This is a genomic window from Paenibacillus sp. FSL R5-0912, assembly GCF_000758605.1.
In the GTDB taxonomy this organism is placed as follows: domain Bacteria; phylum Bacillota; class Bacilli; order Paenibacillales; family Paenibacillaceae; genus Paenibacillus_AQ.
On the sequence record NZ_CP009282.1, the window covers coordinates 6,990,545 to 7,004,876 of the forward strand.

The 14,332-nt window shown below is 48.3% G+C and carries 13 protein-coding genes and 1 other annotated feature; all 13 genes read right to left on the reverse strand.

Features of this window, described 5'->3' with window-relative positions; genetic code table 11:
- Positions 1 to 17: 17 nt before the first annotated feature.
- The 13 genes from rpoC to rlmB all read right to left on the reverse strand — a co-directional run bounded on the left by rpoC (position 18) and on the right by rlmB (position 14,283).
- A complete protein-coding gene (gene rpoC, locus R50912_RS29720; protein ID WP_042239992.1) occupies positions 18 to 3,629 on the reverse strand; it encodes a DNA-directed RNA polymerase subunit beta' in 3,612 nt (1,203 codons plus the stop codon).
- Between the two features lie 112 nt (positions 3,630 to 3,741).
- Positions 3,742 to 7,287, reverse strand: coding sequence for a DNA-directed RNA polymerase subunit beta (rpoB, locus tag R50912_RS29725; RefSeq protein WP_042239995.1), 3,546 nt, complete (start codon positions 7,285 to 7,287; stop codon positions 3,742 to 3,744).
- 429 nt (positions 7,288 to 7,716) lie between these two features.
- Positions 7,717 to 8,313 carry a class I SAM-dependent methyltransferase gene (locus tag R50912_RS29730; RefSeq protein ID WP_042239999.1) on the reverse strand — a complete coding sequence of 199 codons (597 nt, stop codon included), beginning with the start codon at positions 8,311 to 8,313 and terminating at the stop codon, positions 7,717 to 7,719.
- Positions 8,314 to 8,446: 133 nt separating this feature from the next.
- Complete coding sequence (gene rplL, locus R50912_RS29735; protein WP_039298590.1) at positions 8,447 to 8,806, reverse strand: 50S ribosomal protein L7/L12; 360 nt, start codon at positions 8,804 to 8,806, stop codon at positions 8,447 to 8,449.
- A 63-nt stretch (positions 8,807 to 8,869) separates the two neighbouring features.
- A complete protein-coding gene (gene rplJ / locus R50912_RS29740; RefSeq protein WP_042240002.1) occupies positions 8,870 to 9,373 on the reverse strand; it encodes a 50S ribosomal protein L10 in 504 nt (167 codons plus the stop codon).
- Positions 9,374 to 9,437: 64 nt separating this feature from the next.
- Positions 9,438 to 9,590, reverse strand: a sequence feature (ribosomal protein L10 leader region).
- Between the two features lie 68 nt (positions 9,591 to 9,658).
- On the reverse strand, positions 9,659 to 10,351 hold the full coding sequence (gene rplA / locus R50912_RS29745; RefSeq protein WP_039298583.1) for a 50S ribosomal protein L1: 693 nt from the start codon (positions 10,349 to 10,351) through the stop codon (positions 9,659 to 9,661).
- Between the two features lie 81 nt (positions 10,352 to 10,432).
- On the reverse strand, positions 10,433 to 10,858 hold the full coding sequence (gene rplK / locus R50912_RS29750; RefSeq protein WP_020427083.1) for a 50S ribosomal protein L11: 426 nt from the start codon (positions 10,856 to 10,858) through the stop codon (positions 10,433 to 10,435).
- A 75-nt stretch (positions 10,859 to 10,933) separates the two neighbouring features.
- The gene (gene nusG / locus R50912_RS29755) at positions 10,934 to 11,467 is read right to left on the reverse strand and encodes a transcription termination/antitermination protein NusG (protein ID WP_020427084.1); all 534 of its coding nucleotides are present in this window, start codon (positions 11,465 to 11,467) and stop codon (positions 10,934 to 10,936) included.
- Between the two features lie 21 nt (positions 11,468 to 11,488).
- Positions 11,489 to 11,680 carry a preprotein translocase subunit SecE gene (gene secE, locus R50912_RS29760; RefSeq protein WP_020427085.1) on the reverse strand — a complete coding sequence of 64 codons (192 nt, stop codon included), beginning with the start codon at positions 11,678 to 11,680 and terminating at the stop codon, positions 11,489 to 11,491.
- Between the two features lie 20 nt (positions 11,681 to 11,700).
- Positions 11,701 to 11,850: a 50S ribosomal protein L33 gene (rpmG, locus tag R50912_RS34605; RefSeq protein ID WP_074086515.1), complete on the reverse strand. Its 150-nt coding sequence runs from the start codon at positions 11,848 to 11,850 to the stop codon at positions 11,701 to 11,703.
- A 364-nt stretch (positions 11,851 to 12,214) separates the two neighbouring features.
- Positions 12,215 to 12,859 (reverse strand): RNA polymerase sporulation sigma factor SigH, encoded by a 645-nt coding sequence (sigH, locus tag R50912_RS29765; RefSeq protein WP_020427086.1) that lies wholly within the window; start codon positions 12,857 to 12,859, stop codon positions 12,215 to 12,217.
- Between the two features lie 138 nt (positions 12,860 to 12,997).
- Positions 12,998 to 13,519, reverse strand: a complete 522-nt coding sequence (locus R50912_RS29770) for an NYN domain-containing protein (protein WP_042240004.1) — start codon at positions 13,517 to 13,519, stop codon at positions 12,998 to 13,000.
- Between the two features lie 2 nt (positions 13,520 to 13,521).
- Positions 13,522 to 14,283 carry a 23S rRNA (guanosine(2251)-2'-O)-methyltransferase RlmB gene (gene rlmB / locus R50912_RS29775; protein WP_042140140.1) on the reverse strand — a complete coding sequence of 254 codons (762 nt, stop codon included), beginning with the start codon at positions 14,281 to 14,283 and terminating at the stop codon, positions 13,522 to 13,524.
- Positions 14,284 to 14,332: the final 49 nt, after the last annotated feature.

The following is a 14,332-nucleotide window of genomic DNA, read 5'->3' on the forward strand; positions in this document are numbered from 1 at the left end:
AATGCCATGATTATTTATTACTCAGCTGGAACCGTTTCTAAAGCGGCTTGCTTGCTTTCTTCATTCGGATCACTAAGTTTCACATTACGGTAACGATTCATACCTGTACCTGCAGGAATCAGCTTACCGATGATAACATTTTCTTTAAGACCGAGCAACTTATCCACTTTACCCTTAATTGCTGCATCCGTCAAGACGCGGGTAGTTTCCTGGAAAGAGGCCGCAGACAGGAAGGAGTCTGTTTCCAGAGAGGCTTTGGTAATACCGAGCAGTACCGGTTTGGCAACTGCAGGTTCTTTACCAGACAGGATAGCTTCCTTGTTGGCTGCTTCATATTCATGAATATCCGCAAAAGCACCCGGCAGGAGAGTGGTATCTCCAGCATCGATAATACGAATTTTACGCAGCATCTGCTTGATCATAACTTCAATATGCTTATCATTGATCTCAACGCCCTGGTTACGGTATACACGCTGTACTTCTTGCAGAATGTAGTTCTGTACCCCGCGGATCCCTTTGATGCGCAGCATTTCTTTAGGGTCGATAGAACCGTCTGTCAATTCATCACCAGCTTCAATCTCCTGGCCCTCACTGACACGCAGACGGGAACCGTAAGTGATGGAATAGGTCTTGGACTCCGCTTCACCCTGGACTTCGATTTCACGACGGTCCTTGGTTTCACGAATTTCCTTAACTACGCCGTCAATTTCACTGATTGTCGCCTGACCTTTAGGGTTACGGGCTTCAAACAACTCTTGGATACGCGGCAAACCTTGCGTGATATCGTCTCCGGCAACACCACCGGTATGGAATGTACGCATGGTAAGCTGTGTTCCTGGTTCACCAATGGATTGTGCAGCAATAATGCCGACAGCTTCCCCGATTTCCACGAATTTACCTGTTGCCAGGTTACGACCGTAGCACTTCTTGCAGACACCGTGACGGGCACGGCAACTCAGTACAGAGCGGATCTGCAATTTAGTAACGCCAGCATTCACGATTGCTTCAGCCTTATCGGAGTCAATCAGATCGTTACGGTGAACGAGGATTTCCTTCGTTTCCGGATGACGCACAGTTTCGAAGGAATAACGGCCTTCAATACGGTCGTAGAGATCCTCGATAACTTCCTTGCCATCTTGAATCCGGCTGACGGTGAAGCCTTTATCGGTACCGCAATCTTCTTCGCGGACGATTACGTCCTGAGCCACGTCAACGAGACGGCGTGTCAAGTACCCGGAATCCGCTGTACGCAGCGCTGTATCGGCCAGACCTTTACGCGCTCCGTGAGTGGAAATAAAGTACTCGAGGACGGTCAGACCTTCACGGAAGTTCGCTTTGATTGGCAATTCGAAAATCCGGCCCGAAGGGGTAGCCATCAGACCACGCATACCACCGAGCTGGGTGATCTGCGATTTGTTACCACGCGCTTTGGAGTCGACCATGAGCATGATGGAGTTGAAACGATCCATCGATTTCAGCAGGACGTTCGTAAGTTCATCCTTAGTCTTCGACCAGATCTCGATAACACGGTCATACCGTTCATCATTGGTAATCAGACCGCGGCGGTATTGATTCGCTACTACATCAACCTTAGCTTCGGATTCTTTAAGAATTGTAGCTTTTTCCTCAGGCACAATAACGTCTGATACGGCAACCGTAACACCAGAACGTGTAGAGTACGTAAAGCCGAGCTGCTTAATTTTATCCAGAATTACTGAAGTCTTGGTAGTGTGATAGGTTTCGAAGCAGCGGGCAATGATTAGGCCCAGATATTCTTTACCTACAGCACTGGCTTCCGGAGCAGCCATGATCAATTCGCGGACATCCGCGCCTTTTTCATAGATGAAGTACTTCTCTGGTGTACCCTGCAGCAGGTTTGTTTTGGTAGCTTCATTGATATATGGGAAACTGCTTGGATAGATTTCGTTGAAGATAATCTTACCCACCGTTGTAATCAGCAATGCATTTTGCTGCGCTTCTGTAAAGTTGGTTTTACCCAGTGCCTTAACAGGAATAGCAACACGCGCATGCAGACCAGCGGTTCCGCGTTGGTAAGCTGAAACAGCTTCGTTCACGGTACGCAGAATCATACCCGTTCCCTTTTCTTCCTTGTTATCCATGGTCAGATAGAACGTACCAAGGACCATATCCTGGGAAGGTGTAACAACCGGCTTACCATCTTTAGGGTTCAGGATGTTACCGGATGCCAGCATGAGAATACGGGCTTCAGCTTGAGCTTCAGCGGACAGAGGAACGTGTACCGCCATCTGGTCACCGTCAAAGTCGGCATTGTATGCCGTACATACGAGCGGGTGAAGACGGATCGCGTGACCTTCTACCAGAATCGGTTCAAACGCCTGTATACCCAGTCTATGCAGTGTAGGGGCACGGTTCAGCAGAACCGGATGTTCTCTGATTACTTCTTCAAGCACATCCCAGACTTCAGGACTTACGCGCTCAACCTTACGTTTTGCGCTCTTGATGTTGTGGGCAAGGCCCTTATTAACCAATTCTTTCATTACAAACGGTTTGAAGAGTTCCAGTGCCATCTTCTTTGGAAGACCGCATTGGTACATCTTGAGGTAAGGTCCTACGACGATAACGGAACGTCCGGAATAGTCAACGCGCTTACCGAGCAAGTTCTGGCGGAAACGTCCTTGTTTACCTTTCAGCATATGGCTGAGCGATTTGAGCGGACGGTTACCAGGACCTGTTACAGGACGGCCGCGGCGGCCATTGTCGATCAGGGCATCAACAGCTTCCTGAAGCATCCGTTTCTCATTCTGCACGATAATATCAGGAGCACCGAGATCCAGCAGTCTCTTCAGACGGTTGTTACGGTTAATTACGCGGCGGTACAGGTCATTAAGGTCAGACGTAGCAAAACGGCCGCCATCGAGCTGAACCATAGGGCGAAGCTCCGGAGGAATAACCGGAAGTACATCCATGATCATCCAGTCTGGCTTGTTGCCGGAGTTGCGGAAAGCCTCAATAACTTCGAGACGTTTGATCGCCCGGTTACGGCGCTGGCCTTGGGCCGTGCGCAGCTCTTCTTTGAGGAATTCCAGTTCTTTATCGATATCGATATCCTGAAGCAGTTTTTTGACGGCTTCAGCACCCATGCCAGCCTGGAAGCCGTAGCCGTATTTCTCACGGTAGCTGCGGTATTCTTTCTCAGATAGCAGTTGTTTCTTCTCCAAAGGAGTTTCACCCGGATCGGTTACAACATAAGATGCAAAGTAGATAATCTCTTCGAGCGATCTTGGAGACATATCCAGTGCCAGACCCATACGGCTCGGAATACCTTTGAAGTACCAGATATGAGATACCGGAGCTGCCAGCTCGATGTGGCCCATACGTTCGCGGCGGACTTTAGCGCGGGTAACTTCCACGCCGCAGCGGTCGCACACAACGCCCTTATAACGGACGCGTTTGTATTTACCACAGTGACATTCCCAGTCCTTTTGCGGTCCAAAGATGCGTTCGCAAAAAAGACCCTCTTTTTCCGGTTTCAAAGTACGATAGTTGATGGTTTCCGGTTTTTTCACTTCTCCGCGGGACCAAGAACGAATTTTTTCCGGGGAAGCGAGCCCGATTTTCATAAATTCAAAATTGTTAACGTCCAACAAGGAGCAACCCTCCTTAACCTATATCCTGATTTAGTACCACAGCCCTCTCTTGACGTTAAGTCAACAGAGGGCGCGGTCCTTTGTGTAATGAAATTAGTGGCTTGCTGGTGAACTACTCTATGCCGACTTCTGCGCCTTCCAAATTGAGGCTCAGCTTGTCGCCTGACGTCTCGTCCTCATCGTCCAGTTCCTTCATCTCGATCTCCTGCTCGTCACCGCTAAGGATTTTGACATCCATACCCAGCGACTGCAGTTCCTTGATCAATACCTTGAACGATTCCGGAACACCCGGTTCTGGAACATTTTCACCTTTGACGATGGACTCGTACGTTTTCACACGGCCAACCACGTCATCGGATTTCACGGTCAAAATTTCTTGCAATGTATACGCCGCGCCGTAAGCCTCAAGCGCCCACACTTCCATTTCCCCGAAACGCTGTCCGCCGAACTGAGCTTTACCACCCAGTGGCTGCTGTGTAACGAGTGAGTAAGGACCTGTAGAACGGGCATGAATCTTATCGTCAACCATGTGCGCAAGCTTGATCATGTGCATAACGCCGACAGTAACTTCACGCTCGAAGCGCTCGCCTGTACGTCCGTCATACAGCACAGTCTTACCGTTACGCTGCATACCGGCTTCTTCCATCGTATCGAACACGTCATACTCACGGGCTCCGTCGAATACCGGAGTAGCCACGTGGATACCCAGACGCAGTGCCGCCATACCTATATGGACTTCCAGCACCTGTCCGATGTTCATACGTGAAGGTACGCCCAGCGGGTTCAGGACAACCTGTACCGGTGTACCATCCGGAAGGAACGGCATATCTTCTTCTGGCAGGATACGGGCAACGACACCCTTGTTACCATGACGTCCGGCCATCTTGTCACCTTCAGAAATCTTACGCTTCTGAGCGATGTAGACACGAACCAATTGATTCACACCTGGAGGCAGCTCATCGCCGTTCTCACGGGTAAACACCTTAACGTCAACGATAATACCATCACTACCATGCGGAACGCGCAAGGAGGTATCACGGACTTCACGAGCCTTCTCACCGAAGATTGCGTGCAGCAGGCGTTCTTCAGCAGTCAGTTCAGTTACGCCCTTCGGAGTAACTTTACCTACCAGAATGTCGCCGGCATTGATTTCCGCACCGATACGAATGATTCCGCGCTCATCCAAATTGCGGAGCGCCTCTTCACCAACGTTTGGAATATCACGCGTGATCTCTTCAGGTCCTAGCTTGGTGTCACGGGCTTCGGATTCATATTCCTCGATATGGATCGAAGTGTATACATCTTCCTTAACCAGCTTCTCACTGAGCAGGATCGCATCCTCGTAGTTGTAACCTTCCCAAGTCATGAACGCAACGACTACGTTACGGCCAAGAGCAAGTTCGCCCATTTCTGTGGAAGGTCCGTCTGCCAGGATATCACCCTTCTTAACAATATCGCCACGTTTAGCCAGCGGACGCTGATTAATGCAAGTCCCTTGGTTCGAACGCATAAATTTGTGTAATTTATATTTAACGATATCGCCTTTAACTTCCTTGCCTTCAACTGCCTCTACACGGCGCAGCCAGATTTCATTGGCAGAGGAGCGTTCAATAATACCGTCATATTTGGAAACAATACATACGCCAGAATCCTTGGCGGATTTATGTTCCATCCCTGTGCCGACAAGCGGAGCTTTCGGAATCAGAAGCGGAACGGCCTGCCGCTGCATGTTCGATCCCATCAGTGCGCGGTTGGAGTCATCGTTCTCAAGGAACGGAATGAGCGCCGTAGCGACCGACACAACCTGCTTAGGTGAAACGTCCATGTAGTCAACACGGTTACTAGGCATAGTAGTAATGTTATCTGAATCCTTGTTGTAACGAACGATAACCATGTCTTCCTTAAATGTACCATTCTCATCAATCAGTACATTCGCCTGAGCAACTACATAGTTATCTTCTTCATCAGCAGTCAGATAATCGATTTGTTCTGTAACCTTACCAGTCTTTGGATCCACCCAACGATACGGAGCTTCGATAAAGCCGTATTCATTGATGCGTGCAAAGGTAGACAAGGAGTTGATCAGACCGATATTCGGACCTTCCGGTGTTTCGATAGGACACATACGGCCGTAGTGACTGTGATGTACGTCGCGGACTTCAAAGCCTGCGCGTTCACGGGTCAGACCGCCGGGTCCAAGTGCCGACAGACGGCGCTTGTGTGTAAGTTCAGCAAGCGGGTTCGTCTGATCCATAAACTGGGACAGCTGCGAACTACCGAAGAACTCTTTGATCGACGCGATAACCGGACGGATGTTGATCAGTGCCTGCGGTGTAATCGCATTAGCGTCCTGAATTGACATTCTCTCCCGCACCACGCGCTCCATACGGGACAGACCGATACGGAACTGATTCTGCAGCAATTCACCTACAGAACGCAGACGGCGGTTACCCAAGTGGTCGATATCATCTGTATTACCGATACCGTGCAGCAAATTAATAAAGTAGCTGATTGAGGATATAATATCAGCCTGGGTAATATGCTTGACCGACTTGTCAATGTTGCCATTGGCGATCAGCTTGATAATCCGGCCTTCTTCAATTGGCGAGAATACGTCAATAGTCTGCAGCGGAATATCTTCACTGTCCATAACCCCGCCGGTAACACGGTAGTTCTTGCCAGCTACATTCTTCTCGAAATAAGGAATCAGCTCGTCAAGCAGGCGGCGGTCAACCATCTGGCCGGATTCTGCCAGGATTTCTCCTGTAGATTCATCAACCAAAGGCTGCGCCAGACGCTGATTGAACAGACGATTCTTAATATGCAGTTTTTTGTTGATTTTGTAACGGCCTACATTGGCCAAATCATAACGTTTCGGATCAAAGAAACGTGCGACCAATAGGCTCTTGGCATTGTCAAGTGTCGGTGGTTCACCCGGACGCAGACGCTCGTAAATTTCAATAAGCGCCTTCTCCGTAGAGTCCGTGTTGTCTTTATCCAGCGTATTGCGAATATATTCATCATTACCAAGCAGTTCCAGAATTTCAGCATCACTGCCGAAGCCTAGAGCACGCAGAAGCACGGTTACCGGGATCTTACGGGTCCGGTCGATACGGACATACATGATGTCCTTAGCGTCGGTCTCCAGTTCCAGCCAAGCTCCGCGATTCGGAATTACTGTGGCGGTGTAGGTTTTTTTGCCGTTCTTATCCACTTTCGTGCTGAAATAGACGCTTGGAGAGCGAACCAACTGGCTGACAATAACCCGTTCCGCACCATTGATAATAAAAGTGCCGGTTTCCGTCATCAGCGGGAAATCTCCCATGAACACTTCCTGCTCTTTGACCTCACCGGTCTCCTTATTGATGAGACGCACCTTTACACGCAGAGGAGCCGCATATGTTACGTCCCGCTCTTTAGCGTCGTCAACCGTATACTTCGGTTCACCCAGGCTGTAATCAATGAACTCTAGTACCAAATTTCCTGTGAAATCCTGGATCGGCGAGATGTCCTGGAACATTTCCCGCAATCCTTCCTCCAAAAACCAGTCATAAGATTTTTGTTGGATCTCGATCAGGTTCGGGACCTCGAGTACCTCGTTAATTCTCGCATAGCTCCGCCGAGTGCGTCGACCATACTGAACAAGATGTCCTGCCAACTTTACTCACCCCTCATGTCTACTCACTTAAAAATTGATTGCGAACCCTTGTTTGGACCCGTATAATGGAACCATAACACAAGGATTCAGCCATAAATACAGAAAAGCCCCTTATCGAAATCTTTCGAAAAAAGAGCGCATCTATCCACGGCCAAAATACTCCTTATCCAGTAGATTTGCCCAAAACGTGTGTATTATACGTCACCAAGCAACAGTTTATGCGCTATTATCTATTGTCCCGGCGACCTTCGCCGTGACAGGAACATAGAGAACGGAATTCGCAAAAACCTGCCGTACGGCATGCGCTTACCGGGCGACAATATATCACTTGACATTTCAGCAAACTAAAGACATGGAGCCTAGTTTAATACTGACATTTTATAATAATAACACTATCAACATTGCATGTCAATAAGTATTATTTATTTTTTACTTCTTCGCTCTGATAATGCGATATCCCTTATCTTTCCCCACTTCTTCTACATCCGAGAATAAGCTTTCCAGCTTGGCGGAGGCCGATGGTGCGCCCTGCTTCTTCTGGATGACTATCCATAGACTTCCACCCTCATTCAAATGCGCATGCGCCTGCTCAAAAATCTCATGAACCACAGCCTTGCCTGCACGAATCGGCGGGTTGGTAAGAACCACATCGAATGTACGCCCCTTCACCGCAGACAGTACATCACTTTCCATAACCGTAACATTGCGGATTCCGTTATGCTGCGCATTCTCGCGGGCAAGCTCTACCGCACGGCTGTTGATATCAATCATCGTCACATGTCCCTTGGGAGTGAGGAGTGCTGCACTAATCCCTATAGGTCCGTAACCACAGCCAACATCCAGCACCTCCGCCCCATCCGAAATTTTCATAGCTTCGATCAGAACTCGGCTACCATGATCGATATCCCCTTTGGAAAAAACACCGGCGTCGCTTGTAAAGCGGAGGCTTTTGCCTCTCAGTACCGTATCGATGCTGCGTCTGTCATGACGTGCTTCCGGCTGCTGCGAGTAATAATGCTGCGACATACAATCCTCCCTTTCACATGGCTCTAATATACAAAGCATCTCTTATAGAGCAACCCCCTTGAACAAGTTCAAGGGGGTTGCAAGAACCGGAATGAATCACTTCATATCCGGGGCAGTACCTACTTAAATCAAATTATTTCACTTCTACAGAAGCGCCTGCTTCTTCCAATTTTGCTTTGGTAGCTTCTGCTTCTTCTTTGCTTACTTTTTCTTTGATTGCTTTTGGAGCGTTGTCTACAACGTCTTTAGCTTCTTTCAAGCCAAGACCTGTGATTTCGCGAACGATTTTGATAACGTTGATTTTGGAAGCGCCAGCGCCTGTCAAAATTACGTCGAATTCGGATTGCTCTTCTTCAACAGCTGCTACTGCGCCGCCAGCTGCTACTGGAGCTGCTGCAGTTACGCCGAATTCTTCTTCGATTGCTTTAACCAGGTCGTTCAGTTCCAATACGCTCATGCCTTTAATTTCTTCCAAAATTGTTTCTTTGCTCATGATTGAACCTCCATTATATTTGAATTGGTTTGTGGTAATGATTATGAAGCTAGAAGCAAAGGCTTACGCGCTTTGTTCTTCTTTCTCAGCAACAGCTTTAACTGCAAGCGCGAAGTTGCGCATTGGAGCTTGAAGCACGCTAAGCAGCATGGACAGCAAACCATCGCGGGATGGAAGCTCAGCCAGTGCTTTCAGTTGGTCAGCGTCGATAACGCGACCTTCTACAACGCCGCCTTTAAGTTTCAGAGCGTCGTTCTTCTTAGCGAAGTCGTTCAAAATTTTGGCTGCTACTACCGCATCAGTTTCACTGAAAGCGATCGCTGTAGGACCAGTCAGGACAGCGTCCAGATCAGTCAACTCAGCCGCTGCAGTTGCACGGCGAAGCAATGTGTTCTTCAGGACTTGAAAATCAACGCCAGCTTCACGAAGCTGCTTACGCAGTTCAGTCACTTGCGAAACGTTCAATCCGCGGTAGTCCGCAACAACAGTAGAGATACTGTTCTGCAGTTTGCCAGTTACAACATCAACCGCATCCTGTTTAGCTTGGATTACTTTTGCATTTGCCAATTGTATACACCTCCTGAAAATTTATGTGACGGCGATTCTTCCGGAGAATCCGCGCCGTTCCTACGCAGGCATTAGAAAAGCCTCCGCAGATTCACGAAGGCTTGATAAAACGGAAAGCAGTCAGGCGAGCCTGCTACTTTTTGTTTCTATCACAACACCTCGGTAGGAAATTAAGCCCTACGGCACCTACTGTCTACGGTAAGCATATTCAAATTCAAGATTGATCACCTTAATGTTCACAACTGTTATAGATTATCAAAGATGACTCAAAGAGTCAACCCTTAATTATCTGAAAGCAGCTGCGTTCACGCGAGCGCTAGGTCCCATAGTGGACGAAATAGCGATGCCTTTAAGGTATACACCTTTAGCAGCAGCCGGTTTCGCACGGTTCAGAGCGTCGATGAGGGATTTAAGGTTCTCGTTCAGTTGTTCAGCGTTGAAAGACACTTTGCCGATTGGCGCGTGAATTTGGCCCGCTTTGTCAAGACGATATTCGATTTTACCGGCTTTGATTTCTTGAACAGCCTTGGTAACGTCGAAAGTAACTGTACCTGCTTTAGGGTTAGGCATGAGGCCTTTACCACCGAGCAGACGACCCAGTTTACCGACTTCACTCATCATATCAGGTGTAGCTACGCAGACATCGAATTCAAACCAGCCCTGTTGAATTTTGTTGATCATATCAGCATCACCAACAAAATCGGCGCCAGCAGCTTCCGCTTCTTTCGCTTTTTCACCTTTTGCAAATACAAGCACGCGTTGAGTTTTGCCTGTGCCGTGAGGCAGGACAACAACACCACGAACAGCTTGGTCTTGTTTACGCGGGTCTACACCCAGACGAACTGCTGCTTCAACGGTTTCGTCGAATTTAGCAGTTGCTGCCTTTTTCACAAGCTCTACAGCTTCTGAAGGCTCGTAAGTTGCTTCGCTGTTGATCAGCTTAGCAGATTCTTGGTATTTCTTACCATGTTTAGCCATGAAAATGTTCCTCCTTTGTGGTGTTAGCGGAAATTCCTCCCACATATTGCGGTCATGAATGACCGGTTCATCGAATACATATTAGTCTTCGATTGTGATACCCATACTGCGGGCAGTACCTTCAACCATACGCATTGCAGCTTCGATAGATGCAGCGTTCAGATCGGGCATTTTTGTTTCAGCAATTTCACGAACCGCTGCGCGGCCGAGTTTTGCTACTTTCTTCTTGTTTGGTTCACCGGATCCTTTTTCTACTTTTGCAGCGATGCGAAGCAGAACAGCAGCCGGAGGAGTTTTAGTGATGAAGGTAAAGGAACGGTCTTCAAATACTGTAATTTCAACCGGGATGATCAGGCCAGCCTGGTCGGCAGTACGAGCGTTGAATTCCTTACAGAATGCCATGATGTTGACACCTGCTTGACCTAACGCCGGACCTACTGGAGGCGCTGGATTCGCTTTCCCTGCAGGAATCTGCAGTTTCACCATTTTAATAACTTTTTTAGCCATGAGTGACACCTCCTTGCGTAAATAGTGGTATTCGAATGCTAAACAGCATTCTCCCACAAGAAACCCTTGCGCTTGTTATATCTTCTCCACTTGAGTGAAATCCAACTCGAGCGGGGTTTCCCGTCCAAACATGTTGACATGTACCTTGATCTTGCTCTTGTCTGCCAAAATCTCTTCCACGGAGCCCACAAAATTCGCAAACGGACCGACCATAATACGTACGGATTCCTTAATTTCGAAATCAATCTTCGCTTTAGGTTCAACCATGCCCATATGCTTCAGAATTTGTTCAACCTCTTCAGGGAGCAGAGCGGTAGGCTTGGACCCCGAACCAGTTGAACCGACAAATCCGGTAACGCCCGGCGTATTGCGGACTACATACCAGGAATCATCAGTCTGTACCATTTCGACCAAAACGTAACCGGGGTAAACTTTACGCATGACAGTTTTTTTCTTGCCATCCTTGTTTACCAATTCTTCTTCCATAGGAACAAGAACGCGGAATATTTTGTCTTCCATGCCCATGGACTCAACGCGTTTTTCCAAATTGGCCTTGACCTTATTCTCATACCCGGAATAGGTATGAACGACATACCATCTTTTTTCCATATCAAGCCACCTGGGACCTCTCTAAATAATCGCTTCAATCACAGCGGAAATACCGATGTCCAGAACCCAGAAGTAAAGAGCGATAACTACAATTGTACCGAGAACGATCAATGTATAGTTTTTCAGTTCCTTACGGCTAGGCCAGCGAACCTTTTTGAGTTCACTCCAGCTCTCAGTGAAAAAGGAAAACAAAGACTTGAAACTACGTTTCACGCCGACTACACCTCCAAAGACTATCTGGTTTCGCGATGAGGAGTTTGCTCGTTACAAAACTTGCAAAATTTCTTCATCTCCAAGCGGTCGGGGTGATTTCGCTTGTTTTTGGTTGTTGCATAGTTTCTTTGTTTGCAACTTGTACAAGCCAAAGTGATAATTACCCGCATGATATGCACCTCCCGAAGACGTACTTCTAACCGTTAAATTAGAAGACGCAAATATTGATTCAAAAAAAAAGCCGCGAATTTAGGCCTACCTAAAACACTTTAGCATAATATCATCGCCCGTGTCAACGAAAGAATTCCCCCATCGCATTGGGTATTTCCAGGTGGTGTAGCCTGGTGCCGTACATAATCTCTGGTCTTGGCATTCCTTTGCCACTCGCTGTCTTCACTACCATTATGGATCATTCCGCCGTGGTATAAACCTGCAGCCTACTGTTGTCTAACAAAACACATTTCCATCACGATGAAATCTTGCAGGACACTAAAAAAAGACTCGAGTCCCGAGCCTTTCTAGTTCATTATATCATTAATTGTCACGCACTTCCAGATATCTTTCCAACTTACGCTTCACTCGCTGCAGTGCATTGTCAATAGACTTCACATGCCGCTTCAAGTCCTCAGCAATTTCCTGATAGGACCGTCCATCCAGATAGAGCATTAGAACCTTGCGTTCCAGATCACTAAGGATCTCCGCCATCTTATCTTCCAGTCCGATGAACTCCTCCTGGTTGATAATCAGTTCTTCAGGATCAAGCACCTGCGTTCCGCAAATCACATCCATCAGCGTCCGGTCGGAATCCTCATCATAGATGGGTTTGTCGAGCGAGACGTATGAGTTCAGCGGAATATGCTTCTGGCGGGTCGCTGTCTTAATGGCAGTTATAATCTGACGGGTGATGCACAGCTCGGCAAACGCCTTGAACGAGGAAAGCTTGTCCCCCTTGAAGTCACGAATTGCCTTATATAAGCCAATCATGCCTTCCTGTACAATATCTTCACGATCTGCCCCGATCAAAAAATAGGAACGAGCCTTGGCACGTACGAAATTACGGTACTTGTTGATTAAATGTTCCAATGCGCCACTGTCGCCACCACGGAAGATCTCGACAATTTCTTCATCACTTATGAAATCATACTCGGATAGCATTAATTCCTTGAGGTCGACACTCACCAAGAATCCCCCCGGCTGCAACGCAAGACACATCGTTACTTCGCGAAATATAGGATCAGTATATATTATGTTACCTTACAACGTCAACCGAAGATTGTCCAAAAACAATCTTCTATAACATATTATGGCATTTCTTAATCACTGTCTGCGCCAGTCTTCGAGACGTTTCCGCGTTTCCGGAGGCAGCTTGTCTTCCAGGGAGTGACGGGTGCTGCTTACACTTCCCGGTTCAATAGCCTTTTTAACCTGTTTCTGATTCTCTTCAATCTCCAGTCTCAGTTCTCTTGCCGAGATCCGGAGCGCCCCTTGCGCAAAAACAACATGCTGCTCCACAAAATCGCTGGTCGCCACAGAAATCTGTCTGCGGCGGTGAGTGAATTCTCCCACCAGCCGCTCAATGCACTCATCTGCCGTTTCCTTTTCCTTAGTGAAGAATACCTGGACTTTCCCCTGTACAAACGACCGTCCAAGTCCCGGCACACGGTATGCATCGAATACGGCTATGACGCGCAGCCCGGAGAATGCCTGATAATCGGCCAGCATATCGAGCAGCCGGTCGCGGGCCCCCTGCATGCCGGTCTGCGACAGCGCCGCAAGCTCCGGCCAGCCGCCGATCATGTTGTATCCGTCCACGAGCAGTATATCGCGCCAGTCTGCCATAGTTATCCCTGTTCTTGCCGGCGGCGGAGCACCTCGTACATAATTACACCGGCTGCTACGGAAGCATTAAGAGAGTTGATTCTTCCCGCCATCGGCAGCTTCAGGAGCACGTCACATTTCTCACGGATCAGGCGGCCCATTCCTTTATTCTCATTGCCGATAACCACCGCTACCGGTCCGGTAAAAATATCAGATCCGAAGAGATTCTGATCCGTATCCACATCGGTTCCAACCACCCACACCCCAAGTTCCTTAAGGCGGTCTATCGTCTGGCCCAGATTGGTTACGCGTGCAACAGGCACATATTCCACTGCACCGGCAGAGGTTTTGGATACTGTTGCTGTAATCTGCGCAGAACGCCGTTTCGGTACAATGACACCATGCACACCAGTGCAGTCGGCAGTGCGCAAGATAGATCCCAGGTTATGAGGGTCTTCAATTTCATCCAGCAAAAGAAGAAAAGGCGGTTCCCCTTTGGCTTCAGCCGCCGCAAGAATATCAGCAACCTCGGTGTAGGCAAACGGTGCCGCCTGTGCTACCACCCCTTGATGCTGAACTCCCGGTGCGAGCTGATCCAGCTTCCGCTTATCTACATGCTGAATTACAATTCCTGCTTTGCGGGCTTCAGCGACGATAGGTGCCGTTAAGTGCTTTTGTGCAGTTTCGGCGATCCATATTTTATTCAGTGTCCGGCCGGCACGAAGCGCTTCAAGGACTGAATGCTTGCCCGCCAGTATTTCCTCTTCCGTTCTCAATTCTTCCATGTTCATGTCTCCTGTTCTAAGTACCCATATATAACTATAAACTCCGCTG